The organism is Mesorhizobium sp. M0306 (assembly GCF_040321655.1).
Taxonomy (GTDB): domain Bacteria; phylum Pseudomonadota; class Alphaproteobacteria; order Rhizobiales; family Rhizobiaceae; genus Mesorhizobium.
In genome coordinates this window covers 85,911-106,940 of the sequence record NZ_JAMYRY010000023.1, presented here as the reverse complement: position 1 = coordinate 106,940, position 21,030 = coordinate 85,911, and the positions used below count along the sequence as shown (strand labels likewise).

The following is a 21,030-nucleotide window of genomic DNA, read 5'->3' as shown; positions in this document are numbered from 1 at the left end:
TCGTTGCGACGATCGAACCCGGCGAATGCAAAAACTACTTCGCAAACGCCGGATACGCTTCCGTCAAAACGTGAAAGACTCTAGCCGCGTCCAAACGCGCGGAGCGACAAGAATGCCAACGTTCATTCCGATTACGATATACCTCAATGGCAACGCGACGGTGGTCAAAACGATAGCAGACGCCGCTAAGGCGCTTGAACAACCATGGCCATATACGGCCAAGCCAGGACGGCTCAAAGCGATGCGGATGATCAAAGAATGCATGGCCGGCCATTGCAGCCAATATGCTGCATTCGGTGCCTTCAAGGCGGCGGCAACGGAACAGGGGCTTCTTAGAAAACGTCTGTGACCACCGCCAAATGAATCAGGTCGACCCGCACGCCTGGCCCACCCCGCCCCTCGAGCGCACCGCCAGTGGCCGGCTATACAGCGATATCGACGCCGTTACGCCATGGAACTACCTGCGCTGAACGGCCTTCGCTGCACGACGCACGCACGGGACCAGGGCCTCGATCAGTGAGCTTATCGCTTCGCGTGGCTCATCACGATGGTGCGAACCCAGAGGCGCGATGCTGACTAGCGAGTCCGCTAGGCGCACGGCTGGCTCACTCCCATGCTCAAACCTGAGTGCTATGACCGGCTTCGCCGCTAGGCGACAAGTTGGTCCCCAGCCTCCTTCGGCGTTTCGGTGGGAGGTGCGATGACATCCCCCTCCATGTGAAGAGCGTGATTACATGCGTACGACCATAATGAGCATCATCAAGCCCCTTCTGGGTGTTAGCTTTCACAGCGCCGCTATCTGCGTAGCTCTGTGCCCGTCCCCATCATAGCCAGGACCATGGCGGCTGTGCCGTCGAGGCTACCCCTTGACCGCTGAGCCGATGATTGAATCCACGAAGAAGCGCTGCAGAAAGACGAAGAGCACCAACGGCGGCAGCACAGCAAGTGTGGCCCCAGCCATCACCAGTCCCGTATTGAGGGCGCCTCTGTTGTAGCTGAGCAGGCGGCTCAGGCTGATAACGATAGGATAGTCGTGTGCATTGCCCTGTAGAACCGTCAGCGGCCATAGATAGCTGTTCCAGTGGTAGACGAAGGCAAACAGCGCCAGTGCCGCGATTGCCGGCGCCACGCTCGGCGCGACGATCTTGAACAGGATCAGGAGTTCCGACGCCCCGTCCATCCGCGCGGCGTCGATCAGATCGTCCGGCACGCCGGCTATGAACTGGCGCATCAGGAAAATGCCGAACGCATTGGCGAGGTTGGGTACGATAATGCCGGCAAGGCTGGCATTCAGGCCGATTGATCCGACGAGACGGTACAGCGGGATCAGGGTGACGATCGGCGGCAGGAACATGGTGGCGATCAGCACCGAAAACAGCAGTGAGCGGCCGGGAAAGTGATGCTTGGCGAAGGCATAGCCAGCCATCATGCTGGTGACCAGAATGCCGGCGGTGGTGATCGTGGCGATCACCAGCGAATTCCACATCGAGCGGCCGACATTGATGACGCCGGACACTTTCTCATACGCTTCAATGCTCGGCGTGCGCGGTATCCAGACCGGCGGCACCTGCATGGTTTCGGCCGTCGTCTTCAGACTGGAGAGCACCATCCACAACAGCGGAAAGGCGGAGGCGACGGCAACCAGCAGCATCAGCGTGGCGAGCAGCGCTCTGCGGCCTGCCAGGCGCTTGCGCGCCAGCCGGCGCGATCCTGAGCGGCCCGGCGCGCTCATTCGTCATCCTTCCGGTTGGCATAGGCGAACAGCGCGCACACAACGACGATCAGCGCCAGCATCAGCATCACTGCCATGGCCGAGCCCAACCCGCCTTGCGCGCGCTCGATGCCGACTCGGCGGATATGGTAGGTCAGCACGTTGGTCGAGCCGACCGGCCCGCCTTGGGTGATCAGCGCCACCGGCTCGAATACCTGCACGGCGTTGATGATGGCGATGACGGCGCTGAACAGGAGCGTGCGGCGCATTAGCGGCAAGGTGATGAAGCGGAACTGTTCGCGTCGGTTGGCGCCGTCCAGCGTCGCCGCCTCGTAAAGACTGCCCGGGATCTGGGTCAGCCCGGCAACCGCCAGCACCGTAAAATAGCCGATCTGCTGCCAGACATTGAGCACGACGATTGAGATCAACGCCGATCTTGGCGAAGACAGCCAGGGTTGCGGGCCGATGCCGGCGAGGCCGAGCATCTGGTTGAGCGGCCCTTCGCTCGGCGAATAAAGCTTCGACCAGACCAGCGTCACGGCGATCATCGGCACCATGTAGGTGGAAAACAACACGGTCCGCAGCGCCGTGCCGCCTGCGACATCGCGCTGGTAGACCATCAAGCCGAACGCTACCGAAAGGGGCAGGATAAGCATCACCGACAATGCCGTGTAGATGGCGGTGTTGAGCAGCGCTCGCTTGAAATCCCGCCCGACCGAGGTCGGGCCGAATATTTCGCGAAAATTGTCGAAGCCAATGAAGCTCGCATTGGAAAAAGGTGTCTGCGCCGACCAGTCCTGGAATGACAGCCAGATGGTGAGCAGCATCGGCAACAGGATGAAAATGCCGATCAATGTCACGGCGGGCGCCAGCATGATGCCCGCCGAGGCACGATAGGTCTTGATCATCGCTCTGCTTCCAAAGCGTTGGGCTCTCGAAACAGCGCCTTCGCTATTTGGCGGCACGCTCCAGGATCGAGACGGCATCGGCCTGCGCGTTCGCCTGCGCATCCTTGGCCGAGAGCTGACCATACTGCAACGCCTCGAGCGTCTGCTGCAGCGATTCGCTGAACTCCTGGCCGCCCGGCACGACGGGGAAGGGCTTGGCGTCGGCGAGCACGCTGACATAGCCGGATAGGAACTCGGAGCCGAGCTTGTCCTTATGGGCTTCGATGTCGGAGGTCCGCGTCGGCAGGATGCCCATCGACATCAGAATATCCGACATTGCCGAGGCGCCGTTCTTGCCGGACTTCGGACTGTTCAGCCATGCCAGGAAATCCCATGCCGCTTTTTGTTCGGCCTGACCGGCATTGGCGTTGACGACGGTCATCCATGAATAGGAGATCGAGTGCGGCTTGTCGCCGCTCGGACCGACCGGGATGGGTGCGGTGGCGATATTGGAGAACTTGTCGCCCATGCCGGTCTTCAATGCGCTTTCCCACCAGTTGGCCATGATGATCATGCCGGTCTTGCCGGAGACGAAATTGTCGAGGAAGGGACCGGTTGTGTTGGCGTCGGCGGTGGCCATCGCCGGATCGCTGACGCCGGATTTGATCAGATCCTCGTAGAGCTGGAAAGTCTCACCGGCTTGAGGACTGTCGAGCATCGGTTTGCCGTCCTTGACCAGCTCGCCGCCATTGGAGACCAGCAGCGAGGCGAAGGGATGGACGACGCCCGCCGCCCAGGAATTGATCATGCCGAAACCTTGCTGGCCGGCATCTTTCCTGGTCAGCTTCTCGGCCGCATCCTTCAACTCGGACCAGGTCTTCGGCGCGGCCGTAATGCCTGCCTGTTTGAACAGCTCCTTATTGTAGTTCAGCGCATAGACGTCGATCTCGTTCGGAATGCCGTAGAGCGTGCCACCAACGGAGGCTGCGCTGACGACACCGGCCGGCCACGCACTTTTGACCTCGCCGGCAACCACATCGGGGGCCGGCGCGACCAGCTTGTCTCGCGCCAGTTCGGGCAGCCACAAATCATAGATGCCGCCGATTGTCGGCCCATCGGAACTGCCGCCCTGGGAACGCAGTGTCGTCAGGAGGTCGCCGAAGGGAACGGCGCGAATGGCGACGGTCACATCTGGATTGGTCTTGGCGTAGTCCTTGGCCGCGGCGTCCAGCAAGGCCACCGTCTCCGGCGACCAGTGGGTCAGATAGGAGATGTTGACCGACTGAGCCCAGCCGACGGTGGGCGATGTCAACAACCCTGCAGCCAGTGCCAGTTTCGAAATCCAAGCCAAAGACATCCAGACCCTCCGCACAGCCGCACAGCGATGTCAATGACGTTATGACAACATGAAGCAGCGATGCAAGCGCTATCTTCGTGGAGAGCTCCTGCCGGAACTGCGGCGTTTTCTTACTGTGGCCCATAAAGGCGCGAGATCACGTTTTGAAAACAGGTAATTAGCTGAAATCGCTCGAGCTGTTTCTCCCTGCCGGCCATGCCCCACCTACCGCAAAGGCCCTTGCGATCGAAGTCATGTCGTTATAATGAGATGAGAAAAGCTATGACTGCCTTTGCGGCTTTTGAACCGTCGTAGGGATCACAATATCGACAAGAATGGGAGACTGAGCATGTTTTCAATTCATCGACGCGCTGCACTCGGCCTGATCGGCGGCTTTGCCGCAGTCTGCGCCGGGGTCTTCACCGCACTGCCGGCCAAGGCCGACGACACCGTGACCCTGTGGAGCTGGCGCACCGAGGACGAGGCTGCGATGCGCCGCATCTTCGACGCCTTCGAGGCCAAGACTCCCGGCATTAAGGTCAACATCCAGTTCACCCCCGACGCCGACTACCAGAACCGGCTGAGCACGGCGCTGCGTGGCGGCCGCGGGCCTGATATCGCTCAGCTCAAGGCTTACGGCGAACTGCAACCGTTCATCGAGGGTGGGTATCTCGACGCGCTCGACGACAGCGTGCCGGAGCTGAAGAACATGCCCGATAGCGCGCTGGGCGGCGCTCGTGGCCGTGCCGACGGCAAGATCTATGGCGTGCCCTATTCGGTGCCGATGATGGGGGTCTTCTACAATCAAGACATCTTCGCCGCCCAGGGCATCGAGATTCCCAAGACCTACAAAGATTTCGTCGCCGCCTGCGAGAAGCTGAAAGGGGCGGGGATAACGCCAATAGCCGCCGGCGGTGCCAACGGCTCCGCCTGGGCGCTGGAGATCGGCGTCGGTGTTGTCGGCCCGACTATCTATGGCCCGGGCTTCTACGACGAAATGATGAGCGGCAAGGCGACCTTCGAGGATCCGCGCTACGTGGCTGCCCTGAAACGCTATGCCGAGTTGAAGCCGTATTTCTCCGACGGCTTTGCCGGTGTCGATTACACCACTTCGACACAGCAATTCATCGGCGGCAAGGCGGCGATGTTCTTCGGCGGCTCGTTCGAGAACGGCAGCTTCAAGGCGCAGAACCCGAAGCTGAAATTCTCGATTTTCCCATTCCCCGCCGACGATCCTGCCACCAAGCTCTACACCTCGGCCTTTTCGGACGGCTCCTATGGTCTCGTCTCTGAAAGCACCAACAAGGAGGCAGCGATCAAGGTGCTCAACTTCATGGCTTCGGCCGAGTTCGCGCAGCTCTTCGCCGACGAGTTGGGCTGGCCGCCGGCCCGTACCGACGTCACCGTGAAAGACCCGGTACTCGCCACGATGATGGAGATGTCGAAGAATTCCACACCCTATCTGACGCTTGTCGGCTTCCGCTGGCAGACGCCGACGGCCTCCTCGATCCTGCAGTCCGAGATCATCGACATGGTCGAAGGCAACATTACGCCGCAGAAGCTGGCGGCGGATATGCAGGCCGCTGTCAGCAGCTGGTTCAAGCCGAAGCAGTAGGCCGTCACACCCTGCGCGAAACAGCACATGATCGCCCGTCGCCGCAAAAGCAGCCTTCAGCGCACCCAGCAGCGCATGGCCGTGCTGTTCATCGTGCCGGCACTGGCCGTTTATGCGCTGTTCGTCCTTTATCCCCTGGTGATGTCGCTGTGGGGCAGCTTCTTCGTCTGGAGGGGCCTGCGCATGCTGGAGTTCGCCGGCGTCTCGAATTTTACCCGCCTGTTCGTTTTCCCGAGCGGTGGACGGCTCTATGGGGCGCTCTGGCACAACGTCGCCTGGTTCTTCGGCATCATGCTGTTCCAGAACGGCCTTGGTCTGCTGTTTGCCTGGCTGCTGTTCCTGCGCGACAAGGGCGCTGCCTTCTTCCAGTCGGTATTCTTCTTCCCGGCGGTGCTGAGCCCCGTCATCGTCGGCGCCCTGTGGCGGCTGCTGCTGGCTCCCGGCGGCACCATCGAATGGATGCTCAACGGCCTTGGCCTGCATCAAGGCAGCCTGACCGTCCTCGGCAACAGCCATACGGCACTAGTGATGCTGATCGCCGTCGACGCCTGGAACTGGATGGGCCTGCCGGTGCTGATCTACACCGCCGGCCTCAGGCAGATTTCGGCCCAGATATTCGAGGCTGCCAGGCTGGACGGCGCTGGCAGCGGCCGCATGCTGGTCTCGGTTGCCGTGCCTTTGCTGATGCCGGCCATCGGCACGTTGACGACGCTGTCGTTCATCAACACCTTCAACCAGTTCGACATCGTCTATGTCATGCAAGGCGTGCAGGGCAACCCAAGCTATTCCACAGACACGCTGGTGACCTATTTCTACCGGCTCGCTTTCGGCGCCGAAGGCGCAGTCGGTATCACCGATATAGGCCTGGCGCTTGCGCTCGGCACGCTGCTGTTCCTGATCCTGAGCGTCGGCACGCTTTTAATGTTGCGCTTCTTCGACCGTCGCACGGTGCAAATGTGAATATGCTCGCCATCCCTCAACAGCTTGCACGGCTGCCCGGCTGGACGGCGCTGGTTGTATGGACCGCAGCGGTGCTGTTGCCGCTCTACATTCTCGTCGTCTCGTGTTTCAAGACCACGGCGGAAATCTACGACAATAGGCTCGGCCTGCCGCAAAGCTGGGTTTTTGACAATTTCGCCGCTGCCTGGACGCGCGCCGATCTCGGCCAGAATTTTCTCAACAGCCTGATCGTCACCGCTGGTGCGGTGCTCCTGACGATTGTCGTGTCGGCAATGGCCGCCTATCCGCTGAGCCGCTACCGGCTGGGATGGAACGGCATCATGCTCGGCCTGTTCCTGGCCGGCATCATGCTGCCGATCCGGCTTGCCTCGGTGGAGCTGTTCACGTTGATGCGCAACCTTGGCCTGCTCGATTCGCTGACTGGCCTGATCCTCGTCTATTCGGCGATCCGCATTCCCTTCGCCGTCTTCATCTTCGCAAACTTCATGCGGGTCCTGCCGTCCGAGATCGACGAGGCGGCGCGCATGGACGGGGCCGGTGAGGCGCGCATCCTGTTCCAAATCGTGCTGCCGATGGTGAAGCCCGCTATATCGATCGTTGCCATCTTCACCGCCATCGCCGTCTGGAACGACTTCTTCTTCCCGCTGATCTTCATTTTCGACGACCGCTACAAGACCGTGCCGCTGGCCATCAGCGTGTTTGTCGGCCAGTTCCGCACGGATTGGGGCCTTGTGTTCGCCTCGCTTGCCATCTCCATGACGCCCATCCTGATCATGTACTGTCTGCTTGCCCGCCAGATTCGCGAAGGCGTCGGCTCCGGGGGAGGCGCGAAATGATCGAGGACAAGGTCTATGCCGCACGTACGATCCTGGTCGTCGGGGCGCATGCCTTCGATGCCGAGGTGATTGCTGGTCCACTGGCGGCGGCGGCAGTGCAAGGTGGCGCCGAAGTCACCTTCCTGCATCTCAGCATGGGCGAGCGGGGCCATCCAAGCCTCATCCCCGAGCGCTATCGCGTCCAGAAGGAGGAGGAGGCGGCAAAGGCGGCAGCGAGGCTCGGGGTTACCATGCGCAGTCTCGGGCTGCACGACGCCTTTGTGCCTTGCGACGACGAGACGGCGCTCAAGGTTTGCGATGTTGTCCGCGATTTGAAGCCGGAAATCGTCATCACCCATTGGCATGGCAGCTGGCACAAGGACCATCGCGCCGCGGGCCGACTGACGCAGGCCGGCATTTTCTTTGCGGCATTGCCGACGTTGAAGCGCGACCACGCCGCACACACGCCGCAACTGCTGCTGTTCGGCGAAAATTGGGAGGATGACGAAGGCTTTCGCACCGAGCACCTCGTGGATGTCAGTGACGGCTTCGACATCTGGAGTGAGGCGGTGCAGGAATACGAACTGGCACGTGGCCTGAGCAGTTTTCCCTACGTCGATTATTACAGCGCACTTTATCGGCTGCGCGGGTGCCTGCGCGGCACGCGCTACGCGCAGGGTTTTGTGGCGGCTTCGCAATCCTGGCATGCCGGCAGCGGGTTGTTCGCGCCGGCTGCCAATCGGAGCCGCTCTCGATGACACGCGTTCTCGCCATCGATGTTGGCGGCACCAATTTGCGCGCCGCTATCCATACCGGCGATGTTCGCTGGCTGGAGATGCTGAGCCGCGAGCCTGCGCCGGCAAGCCTTGATGCCTTCGTTGCTCGTATCGACGCCTTGCGCGCCGAGGCCGGCCCGGTCGAGGCACTCGGCCTGGCGGTGCCGGGGCTAGTCGAAGGCTCGGTCTGCCGCTGGGTTCCCAACCTGCCCTATCTCGACGGTATCGATGTGGCGGCCTTGTTTCCTCGTCTGCCTGTTGCCATTGGCAATGACGCGCAGATCGCCATGCTGGCCGAGGCGGTCGAAGGTGCTGCAAAAGGCATGTCCGACGCGATCCTGCTGGCGATCGGCACCGGCATCGGCTCCGCCGTTCTGGCCAATAACCGCATCGTCGCCGGTGCACATGGCGGCGCCTGCTCATTCGGCTGGGCTTGCGCCGACGTCGAAGATGAAGGCGAAGACCGGAGCGGCTGGCTGGAGCGCTTCGCTTCCGGGCGGGCGTTCGACGCCGCGGCGCGCCAGATCGGGCTGGCCAATGGCGGCAGGCTCGTCGAGGCCGCCCGGGCTGGCAAGACGGCCGCACTTGACGCCTTGGAGCTGCCGGCGCGCCGGCTGGGCACCGCCCTTGCGGGTGCGGTCGCGCTGCTCGATCCGCACGCGATCCTGATTTCCGGCGGCCTTGCCGATGCGCTGGACGTGGTAGGGCCGCCGCTGCTTTCGGCTTTGCGGCGTCAGCTGCCGCCGCATCTGCGCGACATCGTTCTGCGTTCCGGCGAATTCGGTTCCCGCGCCGGTCTCGTCGGCGCCTCGCTGGCCGGCCTCGCCGGAGCGCAGTGGAGGCAGATAAGATGAGCGAGCCGAGCTTTCAGCAGCCCGACCGCCGAAGGCCCGAGCCGCTGTGGTATCAGGTGGAAGAGGCCATCCGCGCCATCGTCAAGAGCGGCGAGTGGGCGACCGGCGACCAGATTCCGGCCGAAGACAGACTGTGCGCACTGTTCGGGGTGAGCCGTATCACGCTGCGTCACGCACTCCGCAATCTTGAGGAGCACGGGCTGCTCAGGCGCGAACATGGCCGCGGCACCTTCGTGCGCTCCACCACGCTGGTCGCCGGCACCCGCGAACTCACCAGCTTCACGCAGGAAATGGGCAATATGGGCGTGGTCGCCGGCTCGCGCTTGCTCGACTGCAGCCTGACCACCGCCAATGCCGCCGCGGCCGGGGCGCTGGAGATCGAGGAGGGCGACCCGGTGGTGCGCATCCGGCGGCTCAGGCTCGGCAACAACGAGCCGATCGGTATTCAGACGGCGCAGCTCTCGTCCGCGCGCGTGCCCGGCTTTCTCGATGCCGGCCTCCTGCAGGGCTCGCTCTACGAAGCGCTGGAACGCCATTACGGCATCGTGCCGGTCGCGGCGCGCGAAAACTACCGTGTCGGCGCTGTCGGGGCGGCGGATGCCGAGTTGCTCGATCTGCCCACCGGAAGTCCCGCTTTCGTGGTCGAGCGCATCACCACCGACGAGCGCGGCCCGTTCGAATTCACCGTCTCCGTGATGCGTGGCGACCGCTACGAAATCCGCTCGACGCTGCGTGCCGGCCGCGCCCCGCCAAACGCAAGAAGCTGAGCCATTACCGAAGCCGACACACAACAGGAGTACCGACGTGTCCGATCTTTACATACCCCGCCTTGCCGCCCTCATCGAACAGGCCTCGAAAGCCAATGCCGAAGCCTTTGGCGAGGCGGCCAGCCGCTTTGCCGACACGCTCGAGAGCGGTGGCTTGGTTCATCTCTACGGCTCGGGCCATTCGGTGTTGCCGGTCCAGGAAGTGTTTCCGCGCTACGGCAGCTATGTCGGCTTCAATCCGCTGACCGACCCGCGCGTCATGTGGCACAACGTGCTCGGCGCCGGCGGCGTGCGCGAACTTCTGTGGCTGGAGCGGACCGAAAAATACGCCGAGAAATTCCTCGACCACCAGCCGCTGAACAAAGGCGATTCCATCATCATCTTCGGGCACAGCGGCCGAAATTCGTCCGGCATCGACACCGCGCTCTACGCGAAGAAACGCGGCATCTTCGTCGTCGCGGTGACCAGCAAGAACAATCTCGACAAGCCGGCGACGCACTCGTCCGGCAAGCGGCTTGCCGATGCCGCCGACCTTGTCATCGACACCTGCTCGCCGATCGAGGATGCCATCGTGCCCGTCGAGGGCTGGAGCCGGCCGGTCTCCGGTTCCTCGACCGTGCTTGCCATGATCCTGGCGCATGAGCTGATCGCCCGCACCGCCGAGGCGCTTTCGAAACGCGGCATCGAACTGCCGGTCTTCGCCTCGCCGACTATTGCCGGCGTCACACTGCACGACACTGACGTCATTTATGGCATCTATCGCGAGAGAATGCTCGAGGCGCAGAAGAAGCACCTGCCGACCTTCCAGGCGACCATGCGCGGCGAATGACAAACCGGGGAGGCCACGCAGATTGCGAGGCCTCCCGAAACGGGTAGTCAGGTCGCGATACCGGGCGGCCCCGCGATCCGCGGGAGCCGATCACCGTTTTCTTCGGGTTCGGGGTGCAAGATCGGGAGCAGCTGTTTCCGGGGACAGCGGCGAGCCATCCCGCATGGCTGGGGCGCCAGATTGCTCGCCGTGTTGGCCCCCATCTTCGCGGCCGATATGCTGGTGAGTGGGTAGCAGTTCCGGAATGGTGAAAACCGGCACCTCGCCCTTGAAACCCTGGAGCTCAAAGGCGCCCGCCTGGACGACCGGCATCGGCGCTCCTGCCGCAAAGCCGGGACCAAGCACCAGGGGGACGCCAAGCTTCTTGGTCGTCGATTCGAGCCGTGCCGTGCGGTTTACCGGCGAACCGATCGCGGTGTAATCGAAACGCCGTTCGGAGCCGAAATTGCCTACCGAGCAGATGCCGGTCTCGATGGCGACGCCGATTGCGATGGAGTGGTGGCCGTCCGCGGTGAAGGCGGCGTCTTCGCGCTTCACCCGCGCGATCAGGGCAAGCCCCGCTTCGAGCGCGCGCTCGCGATGATCCGGCTGATCAAGCGGCGCGTTCCAGAAGGCGAGCACCGCGTCGCCCATGAACTTGTCGATGGTGCCGTCGCGCTTGAGGATCTCATCGGTCGCAATGCCGAGGAAGTGGTTGACCACCTTTGCGATTTCTTGTGTATCGAGTTGTTCGCTCATCGTCGTGAAGCCGCGTATGTCGCTGAGCAGGATTGTGATCTCGCGCTTCTCGCCGGACAGGATCGCTTCGGTGTCCGAGCTTGCGAGGCGCTGCACCACGGAAGGCGACAGATACTGGGAGAACTGCCGTGCCAGGGTGGACCGGCGCTGCTCGCTGCGCCTGTAAAGGACATAGCCTTCGAAGCCGGCTACGAGGACCGTCGCAAGCGCCGGCTGCAGCGGGTCATAGAGTGCACCCTGCAGGCTGTATTCGAGAGCGCCGAACACGAACGGCGTGACGGCCAGCAGCGCCAGAGCGAGGGCACCAAGCACGACACGTTCGGCGAGCACTCCGGAAAGTCCGATGAAGACGATGGCACTGAGGACAAACCAGAGCCGCTCGAGCATACGCGCGTGCGTTGGTTCTGTAAGATAGCGCCCGGCGAGCATCTGGCCGATTGCATCGGCGTGTATGTCCGCGCCTGGTCGCGCCGGACGCGTCGGGGTGGGCAGGTACTGCGTCAGTCCGACGGCCGACAGATCGACAATGGCGATGGCGTCCCGCAGCCGCGGATCACTATCGCCCGAAAGGATAGTGCTGGCGGATAAGCGGAGCGTATCGGTGGCCGTTTCCCAGAGGCGGATGCTCCCCTCGGGCTCAAGCGGCACAATGGCGCCGGCCATTCTGAGCGCATTAAACCCGGCGGCATTCATCCGCGCTATGTAGCCGTCCTGCCCGGCATAAAGGCGCAGGAGCTCGAGCGCGAAGGAGGGCCACAGCTGCACGCCTTGTGCGGTATTGCGAAGCCACAGCAGCGGCACATGGCGCAGTTCGCCGTCGGGATCGGGCAAGGTGCGAATTACGCCGAGGCCCGCGGCGGCATTCGAGAATTCGGCAAGCGAGCCGGTCAGGCCGGTGAAGCCGGGAAGTGTGTCGGGTACTTGCCCGACGATCGACCAGCCGGCCTTGGGCTCTGCTTCTGAAACCGTCGCCTCGTTGCCCAGGCTGACAGCAAGCGCGGTTCGATTTTTCGCCAGTGCCGCTGCCAGGCGCTTGTCTCCGGCGATGCCCTCGGGCGAGGTGTCGGCCTCGGGCAGCACCAGCGCAAGCCCAATCACCGCGGCGCCGGATTGAGTGATGCCATCGACCAGATCGGCCAAGAGGCCCCGGTTCCAGGGCCATCGCCCATGTGCCTTGAGGCTGGCGTCGTCTATCGAGACGATCACGACAGGATTGCTCGTCGCCTGGCGCGGGGCGAGAAACTGGTAGAAATCGTAGGTGCGTTCGCGCAGGCGCGACAGCGGCTCGTCGAAAGCTAAATGGCAAGCGAGCAGCAGGAGCACGACGACAAGACCGGATACTTTGCGCCTGGCAGCTTGCCGCCAATCAGCCCAGCGCGAACCCGCCAAGAGGCTCATGTCGTGCCGCCGGGCTTAATTGCAGTCGGAGCAGCAACCCTCACCCTCACACCCACCCTCATCCACGCCGCCGCCCACAGGTGGCGTTGGGCTGTCGGGGAACTCCATGACCACCCCTGGCAATGCGCCGTCGGTGGAGTCGCAGACTTTGAGCGAGCCGCCGAGTGCCGACGCACAAAGCGCGCTTACGTCCAGTCCCGGACCCGGTTCGCCTGGCAGGCCGGTGCCGGCTATCCGGTCGATGCTGTCCAATATCGGGAAGGTGTCGATTCCGCCGTAGCCGGTCAGCAGCTTGCCATCTTCCGATGTGCAGGCGAAGCCCGGGTTTGTGATGACCAGCCGCTTGCCATTGATCGTGCAGGTCATGCGGCCGGCGCGCAGTATGCCGACGGTCTGGCCGGCTGCCACGAGCACTTCGATGATGCCGCCTCTGGCCCCGAGCACCATGTGCGGCGTCGCAACCTGCATGACGCCGCCTTTCGAAACCTGGCCGCCATAAAAACGCGCCAGGCCGCTGTTCATCCCGATGTCGATCTTTCCCGATCCGGAGCCCGGATTGTAGACGAATTCATCGATCGTGAGGCTGGTGTTCGGACCAATCTTGGCGCTCGATTCATCCCGGAACACCAGCATTCCAAGACCAGTGGGATTGCTGCGCAACTGGTCGCCGAGTTCGACGCCGGCACCGACGTTCATCGTCCCGCCGTTGTTGCGGACGATGTTGGTCTGGTAGGCTGTCATCGACCCGACCGTTTCAGCGGCGGATGGTGCCGCGAAGGCAAGGCAGCCGATAAAAATGGCGATCTGACGGTACGGGGTCCTCATCGCGGCCTCTTTCAATTGAGCGTCAACGTGTAGCTCATGAGTATTTCGAACGATTTTCGGTCGCGGTTGGCGATGTCGAAGTTGGTTTCGCGATAGGCGAGATCGACGCTGATCTTCTGCGCCTCCGTCAGCTGAAAATCGCTTTCCGAAGCAATGCGCCAGAAGTCGCTCTTGATACTTGTGCCGATGCCGACGGACAGATCGGGAGCGTCGCTATGGCCGGCCGAGAAGGCGACCTGGTGCGACCATGCGAAAAGATCCGGTACGTTCATCAACAGGCCGCCATAGCGGACCTCGCCCGTGTAGCTGCGGCCGATTTCAGATCCGGAGGCGAAGTCATTCGAGCCGACAAAGCGCAATCCGAGCGCCTGGCCATTGCGGAAGCGGTAGCTGCCGCCTGCCTCATAGAAAACCCTGCTATCGGCGAAAATGCCTTGCGAGGCGCTTAGATCGATGTAGCCGCCACCGGCGAAAAGCGTCGTCTCGACCGTCGGGCGCACAAGAAAGCGCCCACTGACGCCGATGCCAGTTTCCTGGATATCGCTGTCGAAACGATCTGTAACGGCGAATGCGGAAAGCAGCAGGCGCAGCGAATCGATCCCACTATTGGGTAATCCCTTGTCCCAGGTGATCGCGGCGTTCCCGTGGATGAAGGTCTCCTCGCCACCCGGAACCGACAGGTCTTCTGTGAAAAAACGCTGTGTCGCCGTCAACGATCCCGAAAGGACGAGAGCGTCGGCGCTTGGCGTGCCGAGGTCCCACCGGACAAAGCCTTCTGCCCGCCCATAGGGCGAGACGAAGCTGTCGTCGTCTTGCGCCCCGCCGGGCTCAAAATCGGTAAACGCGCTGAACACGCCGCCGGTCAGAGCGAGTTCCCAGGTGACGCCGCGCAACGCGCGATCGATGCGGGCGAGCAGGCGAGCAGCTTCCTGCTGCTCACTTGCGGTCAGGCCGCCGACTTCGATGCCGTACTGCACCTGCCGCCGGGCCAATTCATAGGAGCCGACATGATAGTACAACCGGCTGGCCGCCAGTCGGGCGCGCGCATCGCGGGGATATTTGATCAGATACTGCTCGATTGAAGAGATCGCCTGATCGTACTGCCCGGCGTTGACGGCAACCGTGACGAACTGAGCGAGCGTTCCGTTGTCGGCCGGACTGGCGATGCGGGCTGAAAAAGCATCGTCATAGGACGAAAACAGACCCTGCGCGCCGGCCGGCAATGCACCGGCACAAAGCAGCGCCGCGGCGCAGCCGACGATCGTTCGAAACGAAGATTGCATGCCGAGAACCCACCCCAAACCCGACCACTACGAGCGACTTAGCACGACTACAAGAAAAAAGGCGACTGAACTTTGACGAAATCGTCCGAGTTTTCAACAGCTGTTGCAGCCGCGCAACAAACTATCGGGTTCATTCGTATTTCGGCTGCGCTGGTTGCCAAAACACCTTCTCAGCGTTGCTGTATTGTCGAAGTATTATGTCACGATAGAAACTAACAAAACTCATCGAACGATAGCCAATATAGCTTTCTTCAAGATCAATATAGTTCGCGTGATTCTGCGCGTATTTGGTCGCTGCCTGATCCATCGATGTGACATGTGGCTCATCCGAAGGTCTTCGGTCGCATTGCGGAGGCGATCGGAGAGCTGGCGGGCAATGCTTCACGCCCGCGGTGAGTTCCCGGGCCAGAGGGCCCATGCCTGCGCTTAAACGACGCGCAAAGTCCGTCTGTATCGCAACCTGCTCAGTCACGGCGTTTCAAAGCCCCAAAAATCCCACAGTGGTGATCCCGCCGACCGCGTCCTTTTGTAGGACGCGCATCGGCGGACGCGCCAAAACTACAGAACGAGCATGGTGGCCAGCCCCAGCATCAGGCCCATGCCTACTATATCGGTGACGGTGGTAAGAAAGATCGCCGAAGCGACGGCCGGATCGGCGCCGATCCGCCGCAGGCCCAATGGGATCAGCACGCCGGAGATTCCGGACATGAGGCACGATCCGGACATGGCGAGCAGGATGACAAGTGCCAGCATGGGCGCCTGGGCTGCCGACTCCGGTTGCCGCGAGGCGTAGAACCACATGGCCGCAGCCGCGACAAGACCGACGAGCACGCCGTTGGCGATCCCGAGCGCGCCCTCCCTCATCACCAGGTGCAGTTTCGGTCGTTTGTCCACATCGCCCAGGGCAAGGCCACGCAGCGTCATAGCCAATGCCTGGCAGCCGGTGTTTCCGCTCTGCCCGGCCAAGACCGGGAGGAATGCCGCCAGGGCGACAATCTTCTCGATCGTGCCTGTGAACGAGCTGACCACGAAAGCGGCCATGAAGGCCGTCAGCAGGTTCAGCTGCAGCCACGGATGACGCTTCAGGAAGGCTGAAAACAGCGGCGTGAAAGAACGCTCCTCCTTCTGCACACCCACCATCTGGCCAGACTGAGCGGAAATCTCGATGATCTGCTGCTCGAATAAGCGCCAGCCGCGGACCTGCCCGAGCAGTCGGTCCTCCGCGTCCACCACCGGATAGACAGGGTAGTGCCGGCGGACCGCAGCCTTGCAGGCGTCGCTCAAGGACAGACCGACGGGGAGGGCGAACGGCTTTGGCAGCATGATCTGATCCACGGTGGCGTCCGCTTCGCTCAGCATCAGATCGCGCAGGACCACGAGTCCAACCAGTTTGTCGCCCTGGTCGGTGACGTAGAGATAAGTGAGCTCGGTCGGCACCGGGGTGCGTCTGACGGCCTCCACTGCGGCGGCTACTGTCGTGCCGACAGGAACGCTGGCGGGAATCGGGTCCATCAGCTCGATGAGCGACTCGGGGATCGCGAGGTCCTTGCCATCGCCATGAGGCTTGATAGGCCGCATATGCGGCGGCAAATGCTCCGCCACCTTACGGGCGTGCCGGTCCGGCAACAACTTTAGTGTGTCCCGGATGAACTCGGGAGACTCTCGGGCCAGCAACACCGCCGCGTCATCAGGTGCTCGAGCACGCAGCGTGCGCACCAGCTTCTCAACGTCGTTCTCTTCCTTCATCTGTTCCCCCAATTGCGAGTGTCTTGCCTCTGACGGTATGACACGAATCTGATCGCTCCGCCCTGGCGCAGTGGCCTAAGCGTCTCGATCCGGGAATCTTCGCCTTCTCCAGGTGCCGAGTAGACCGCACCCAAACAAATCTGAGCCATTGCGGGTGCATATAGGCGGGCTGTAACGTCTGCGTGTCGCCGAGAATTTCAAGGTGTTGCGAACTTCACCGATCTTTTCCTGGGCTTTGCGAGCACGCCGCACCAATGAAACGCAAACCCGGAAATTCTGCTGAGGCAGGGCCTCCGGCGCTCGAATTGATTTGCCTCATCCGGCTTATCTTGTCAGTTCCACCAGCTCTGGAGGCGGATGAATTCCCCAGGATGACAAGGTGATTTGGGTGAAACCGTAATAGCCTGAGGCATTCTCTGTATGAGGTCTGTCCGGAACGAGAGGCGCTCTAGAGAGCTTGCACGTCCAGGGCAGGCAGTCTGCTTTGTGAGACTCGAGGTCGTCGCGGTCCGTCCGAGTTAATGTAGGCCCACTGATTATAGCGGTAGACCGCTCGATCGCACCTGGTGGACGAACGAGACCCGTTTCGAGAGTGGCATCGGTTCGGCAATTGCCATCTCACCTACAGTGATCCGGACCGGCCCGGTATTCCTGGCCGTCCGTCATCGGGGATGCATATGAGCAGCTTTATCGCCACAGGTTTTAACTCAATCTCTGCCAATGGCGAGTTGGAGACCATTGAGGCGGACTATCCCAGCTTTGCCGATAGGGGCGTCGAAGCCGTCTACTGGGCCTGACGACCCTCGATCTCATAGCGGGTGGTCGCGTCATCCCCGATGGGCCGACAGGCTTATCACACTGACCAGCCAATTCGATTTCCGCTATTCGGTTCACGGCGTCGTCTCATCGAACCTCATAGACCCGGCGGTCTGCCGCTAGCAGATTGATACCGCCAAGGCGTTGGTCGAACTCTGCGATCGGATCGATGCGCGCGTGCTTGTCCAGCATAGTGGGCATTTTCGCGCCGACCAGATTCCCGGTGGTCCCGGTTTCGAGGCTAGCGAACGCGAAGTGTTGTTCTAGCTCGCTGAGTTCAGCAAGCCCTATGGTGTGCGCATGGCCTTCGAGAACCTCTTCGCCATGGAACCGGGTCAGTGCCGGCAAACCCGGGCGAAGTGGCGGAGTCGGTGAAGTCGGTCGATCATCCCAACCTGGTGGCGCTCATTGATTTCAGTCAAGCCTATATCGAATCCACCCGACGCGGCCTGGACTTCCGCGCACAATTGCGGGTTATGGCGCCGGTCGCGGGGCACCTGCATGTCCATGATTCCTTGGGGCGCCCGCAGGGTTTCCATCGAACCTACTTCCCGCAGGAGCATGCAGCGGTAGGTCTGGGCGACCTGCACTTGCCGCTCGGTTGGGGCGATATCGAATGGGATGACATCTTCAGCGAGCTAGTCTTCTTGCCTGGGACTGTGCATATGAAGGATATAGGGCCCCGATATCGCAATGAGCAGCCTGGCAGCCTGGCGCAGGCAAAAAAACTGATCGCCCTGAACAATCGCGCTGGGCGCAGAGCGGCGGAGTAGAAGGTGGGAATGGCCCGCCGTGGGAACGTCGGTCAGAGGTGGCGAATTCGTAGGTAGGGAGCCGCTCCATATTAAGAGATGGGCCGAGCGTGTCTTTCGATGCTGTTTTTCGATGAGATTGTACGAAGATGCCGGTCTACGATACTACGGCAGAATTTGACTTGGCCAATCCTTAGCTGTCGAGTGCGGGCAGGGGCCAGCCAACCGCCCGTTAGGTCAGCGAGCATCGAAACACTGGCCTTACATTGATGGATGAAGCCTTTACCACCAGTTTGCTGAAAGTCATTTGCTTTCCAGAGGGCGTGCCAGCCGAACGCCAGGCCCGCCGCCATTTTCGGGAATGAATTCGACGCCGCCTGCCTCCAATGCGCGCTTCAGGGCTTCGATCGTCACTTGGTTGGCCTTCAACATGCCAGCGGGTGGCTCAAGCCGCTTAATGGTCGCGACTGACACTTTTGACTTCTCGGCGAGGATCTTTTGATCCCATTGCAAAAGTGCGCGGGCTGCTCGCAATTGCTCACTCGTTATCATTATTTTATACCTTACGCATCATTTGATACCAAAAGTCTTGATTGTGCCGACGGTTTCGTTTAGGACTATAGAGTGGAACTTGCGCTCGCTCAGCCCGGACAACACTCGACCGGTGGCAAACGAGCCCGTGTGAAACGGCCGAATAAGGTGGTGCAACACCTTACCCGGCCTGACCACAACCTAAGCTTCTAGGGAGCTCGGATCATGACTGATTCCGACAATATCATGAGTCTGCCATTCGTCACGCGCAGGCGAGTGCTTGCGGCAACAGTGGTGGCTACCACCGCATGGACGGTCAAAGGTAACGCGTCGGCAGGCGACGCCGAGAGGACCTATGTGCCTTTTGACCCAGCGCTAGCGCTTCGGCGGGAATGGCAGACAGCCCGCAAGTTGACCGATCGGCTTTGCCGCAGGCAGCAGCGCCTGGAGACCAGGCTTGCCGAATCTGTCGGTTTTCCTTGTGTAGACGTCCACCTGCCCGATGGCGAGAAATTAACACTCTACTCAATCGAGGCAGTCAAACAGGTACTCGGCAACAGGCCGGATACCGCCACTCTCCGAGAGAAGGCCGAAACTGAGTTTGCTGCGCATCAGGCACGCTGGGAAGCTGCTGCCGAGAAGTCCGGTTACATTGCCGCGCTCAGAGCCGAACGCCAAGCTGGCGAGCGAACGAAGGATCTTCTGGACGCCTTCTCAATCACCCCCGCTACGACTCTCGCCGGCGTGGCGGGCAAGCTCGATGCGGTGTTGCGCGAGGGCGAAGCCTGGGAGGAATGCTCTGAGTTTCCTTGGCCGCAAATCCGCTCAGCGCTCAGCGATCTGGTGCGCATCGCCGAAGGCTCTGGTGCTCACCGAGTGCGGCGTCGAGGGACCCATCCTGAGCAAGCTGAAGCTCTCCGCCATTCCCGATGACCGCCCGGTCAAGATTACGGTCGAACTGCTCGGCGCCGTTCATCGTGATCTCGTCGCCTATCCTGAATTGCTCGGCCGCGAGACCGGACAGATAGTCGCCGATCCGGCACAGCTGACAGTGCCGATGCTGTGACTGTTCGGGTCATGCCGGTCGGATGACTGTCAGCACAAATATCGATCGCGCAGAAATGAGATGAAGGTCGGCAGGGCCGGATTGGCGTTGTCGGGGCGCCAACGGGCCAAACTGGAGATCTGGATTGGTTTGCCGCCGATCCGCAGCTTGCGACAGACCGCATCCTGAGGAACACTGTCGGCATCTCGATCATGGATCAGAGCGACTCCAAGCCCGTTGCCGACAAGGCGCAAAAGAATGCCCGCACTGACGTGATGTTCGACGATTGGAGGAAGCTGCACGCCGCGTCCAACAGCGTCGGCGAGCTGAAATGCTTCGCCCCTGCGCACCAGCAACGTCTCCTGGTGCAACTCGTGCCACTCGATCACGGAACGGCTTGCGAGAGAATGATTTGAGGCAAGAACGACAGCCAGAGTGTCTTTCCACAGCGTCAATTCGAACGCGCCGCCGGTAAACCGGGAGGAGGAGGTCACGACCACGTCGACCTGGGTGGCACCCAGAGCAGCCTCAGGCGAAGGGTAAGGACTCTCTGTCAAGCTGACGGTCACATTGGGATGAGATTGCCCGAACTCGATGATTGCATCCAAAGCTCGCCCGGCGAGGATGATCCCGTTGGAGCCGATGGAAAGCTTTTGTTGGTCATCTTTGGTGCCGGACCTGGCCAGGGTGAGCGTATTGTCGAGCTCGAGCAGCACCGAGCGCAGACGCTCCAGGAAGCGCTCGCCGGCCGGGGTTGGGCCGACGCCGCGAGCATGGCGATGGAATATCCTCGTACCCACCGCAATAATTGAGGGTCGCAAGTTGGATGGAGCTCCGCATCTCTGCTCAAAGTCAGTTGGCGACAAAACGCGTTTGAGCGCTTTTGGCCGCTGCGGGCTATCGCCAAATCTCAGTATTGACACGGAGTGAGCAGTCCAACCGTTTCCTTTTAGCAAACCGACGAGTTGCTGCGGACGCGATTTGGGCGGTCTTCTCCACCGTTCTCGTCCTGGATCGTCACGGGCGCCGCTAGGGAGAATGCCGTCATCGAGCAGCGCGCGAATTTCGGCGCCGTCGCGGAAAATCTTAAATTCCGGGGGGACCGGTCCGCGGACAGCCATTTGGATGGGCGTTTGCAGGTCTATGCCCACGGGTCGGATCGAGATTGATGATTGGTTCTATCTTAGCTCAAGCTCGACGATTTGGTCGTCTCGACCTGGTGGATCAAGATCGGCAAATGGGTACACGTCTCATGGAATGTGGCGATCCACGACACCAACTCGCATCCGATGGACCGAGGTTCCTGACCAGCCGTTGGAAGTCCACTCTCGCGGTCTGCGGCACCC

At 61.6% G+C, this 21,030-nt stretch carries 20 protein-coding genes and 1 pseudogene; 11 read left to right on the top strand and 10 right to left on the bottom strand.

Annotation, left to right across the window (positions count from 1 at the left end):
• Positions 1 to 349: DUF982 domain-containing protein (locus tag NKI95_RS25330; protein WP_352720093.1), on the top strand; the 349-nt coding region annotated here is incomplete at its 5' end.
• 510 nt (positions 350 to 859) lie between these two features.
• Here NKI95_RS25330 and NKI95_RS25325 read toward each other — a convergent pair.
• The 3 genes from NKI95_RS25325 to NKI95_RS25315 are packed head-to-tail and all read right to left on the bottom strand — an operon-like array spanning position 860 to position 3,955.
• Positions 860 to 1,732 carry a carbohydrate ABC transporter permease gene (locus tag NKI95_RS25325; protein WP_352720092.1) on the bottom strand — a complete coding sequence of 291 codons (873 nt, stop codon included), beginning with the start codon at positions 1,730 to 1,732 and terminating at the stop codon, positions 860 to 862.
• Positions 1,729 to 2,619, bottom strand: a complete 891-nt coding sequence (locus NKI95_RS25320) for a carbohydrate ABC transporter permease (protein WP_352720091.1) — start codon at positions 2,617 to 2,619, stop codon at positions 1,729 to 1,731. Before NKI95_RS25320 ends, NKI95_RS25325 begins: the two co-directional genes overlap by 4 nt.
• 43 nt (positions 2,620 to 2,662) lie before the next feature.
• Positions 2,663 to 3,955 (bottom strand): ABC transporter substrate-binding protein, encoded by a 1,293-nt coding sequence (locus NKI95_RS25315; RefSeq protein ID WP_352720089.1) that lies wholly within the window; start codon positions 3,953 to 3,955, stop codon positions 2,663 to 2,665.
• A 328-nt stretch (positions 3,956 to 4,283) separates the two neighbouring features.
• Here NKI95_RS25315 and NKI95_RS25310 point away from each other — a divergent pair, with 328 nt between their 5' ends.
• From NKI95_RS25310 to NKI95_RS25280, 7 genes are read left to right on the top strand one after another with little or no spacing between them, the layout of a single operon-like run.
• Positions 4,284 to 5,549, top strand: a complete 1,266-nt coding sequence (locus NKI95_RS25310; protein WP_352720088.1) for an extracellular solute-binding protein — start codon at positions 4,284 to 4,286, stop codon at positions 5,547 to 5,549.
• A gap of 27 nt (positions 5,550 to 5,576) precedes the next feature.
• Positions 5,577 to 6,509, top strand: coding sequence for a carbohydrate ABC transporter permease (locus NKI95_RS25305; RefSeq protein ID WP_352720086.1), 933 nt, complete (start codon positions 5,577 to 5,579; stop codon positions 6,507 to 6,509).
• 2 nt (positions 6,510 to 6,511) lie between these two features.
• Positions 6,512 to 7,345, top strand: a complete 834-nt coding sequence (locus NKI95_RS25300; RefSeq protein WP_352720084.1) for a carbohydrate ABC transporter permease — start codon at positions 6,512 to 6,514, stop codon at positions 7,343 to 7,345.
• Positions 7,342 to 8,082 (top strand): PIG-L deacetylase family protein, encoded by a 741-nt coding sequence (locus NKI95_RS25295; protein ID WP_352720083.1) that lies wholly within the window; start codon positions 7,342 to 7,344, stop codon positions 8,080 to 8,082. The genes NKI95_RS25300 and NKI95_RS25295 overlap by 4 nt, the downstream gene beginning before the upstream one ends.
• Positions 8,079 to 8,954 carry an ROK family protein gene (locus tag NKI95_RS25290; protein ID WP_352720082.1) on the top strand — a complete coding sequence of 292 codons (876 nt, stop codon included), beginning with the start codon at positions 8,079 to 8,081 and terminating at the stop codon, positions 8,952 to 8,954. The genes NKI95_RS25295 and NKI95_RS25290 overlap by 4 nt, the downstream gene beginning before the upstream one ends.
• Positions 8,951 to 9,721 carry a GntR family transcriptional regulator gene (locus NKI95_RS25285; RefSeq protein WP_352720081.1) on the top strand — a complete coding sequence of 257 codons (771 nt, stop codon included), beginning with the start codon at positions 8,951 to 8,953 and terminating at the stop codon, positions 9,719 to 9,721. Before NKI95_RS25290 ends, NKI95_RS25285 begins: the two co-directional genes overlap by 4 nt.
• A gap of 37 nt (positions 9,722 to 9,758) precedes the next feature.
• The gene (locus NKI95_RS25280; RefSeq protein WP_352720080.1) at positions 9,759 to 10,550 is read left to right on the top strand and encodes a sugar isomerase domain-containing protein; all 792 of its coding nucleotides are present in this window, start codon (positions 9,759 to 9,761) and stop codon (positions 10,548 to 10,550) included.
• A gap of 90 nt (positions 10,551 to 10,640) precedes the next feature.
• On the opposite strand, the gene NKI95_RS25275 is transcribed toward NKI95_RS25280, so the two are convergent.
• The 5 genes from NKI95_RS25275 to NKI95_RS25255 all read right to left on the bottom strand — a co-directional run bounded on the left by NKI95_RS25275 (position 10,641) and on the right by NKI95_RS25255 (position 16,540).
• On the bottom strand, positions 10,641 to 12,686 hold the full coding sequence (locus NKI95_RS25275) for a CHASE2 domain-containing protein (protein WP_352720079.1): 2,046 nt from the start codon (positions 12,684 to 12,686) through the stop codon (positions 10,641 to 10,643).
• 15 nt (positions 12,687 to 12,701) lie between these two features.
• Positions 12,702 to 13,511 carry a FecR family protein gene (locus tag NKI95_RS25270; protein WP_352720078.1) on the bottom strand — a complete coding sequence of 270 codons (810 nt, stop codon included), beginning with the start codon at positions 13,509 to 13,511 and terminating at the stop codon, positions 12,702 to 12,704.
• 11 nt (positions 13,512 to 13,522) lie between these two features.
• Entirely contained in the window at positions 13,523 to 14,794 is a 1,272-nt protein-coding gene (locus tag NKI95_RS25265) for a tetratricopeptide repeat protein (RefSeq protein WP_352720077.1), read from the bottom strand.
• Positions 14,795 to 14,924: 130 nt separating this feature from the next.
• Complete coding sequence (locus NKI95_RS25260) at positions 14,925 to 15,266, bottom strand: hypothetical protein (RefSeq protein WP_352720076.1); 342 nt, start codon at positions 15,264 to 15,266, stop codon at positions 14,925 to 14,927.
• A gap of 86 nt (positions 15,267 to 15,352) precedes the next feature.
• Positions 15,353 to 16,540 (bottom strand): magnesium transporter, encoded by a 1,188-nt coding sequence (locus NKI95_RS25255; RefSeq protein ID WP_352720075.1) that lies wholly within the window; start codon positions 16,538 to 16,540, stop codon positions 15,353 to 15,355.
• Between the two features lie 677 nt (positions 16,541 to 17,217).
• Between NKI95_RS25255 and NKI95_RS25250 the strand changes: the two are divergent.
• Positions 17,218 to 18,129 (top strand): annotated as a pseudogene (locus NKI95_RS25250) (sugar phosphate isomerase/epimerase family protein).
• Between the two features lie 282 nt (positions 18,130 to 18,411).
• On the opposite strand, the gene NKI95_RS25245 reads toward NKI95_RS25250, so the two are convergent.
• Complete coding sequence (locus NKI95_RS25245) at positions 18,412 to 18,642, bottom strand: helix-turn-helix domain-containing protein (protein WP_352720074.1); 231 nt, start codon at positions 18,640 to 18,642, stop codon at positions 18,412 to 18,414.
• Between the two features lie 222 nt (positions 18,643 to 18,864).
• Here NKI95_RS25245 and NKI95_RS25240 point away from each other — a divergent pair, with 222 nt between their 5' ends.
• Both NKI95_RS25240 and NKI95_RS25235 read left to right on the top strand, forming a co-directional pair.
• On the top strand, positions 18,865 to 19,572 hold the full coding sequence (locus NKI95_RS25240; protein WP_352720072.1) for a hypothetical protein: 708 nt from the start codon (positions 18,865 to 18,867) through the stop codon (positions 19,570 to 19,572).
• The gene (locus tag NKI95_RS25235; RefSeq protein ID WP_502909251.1) at positions 19,505 to 19,705 is read left to right on the top strand and encodes a DUF2274 domain-containing protein; all 201 of its coding nucleotides are present in this window, start codon (positions 19,505 to 19,507) and stop codon (positions 19,703 to 19,705) included. The genes NKI95_RS25240 and NKI95_RS25235 overlap by 68 nt, the downstream gene beginning before the upstream one ends.
• A 29-nt stretch (positions 19,706 to 19,734) precedes the next feature.
• Here the strand turns inward: NKI95_RS25235 and NKI95_RS25230 are convergent, their stop codons facing one another.
• Positions 19,735 to 20,835, bottom strand: coding sequence for a LysR family transcriptional regulator (locus NKI95_RS25230; protein WP_352720070.1), 1,101 nt, complete (start codon positions 20,833 to 20,835; stop codon positions 19,735 to 19,737).
• Between the last annotated feature and the right edge of the window lie 195 nt (positions 20,836 to 21,030).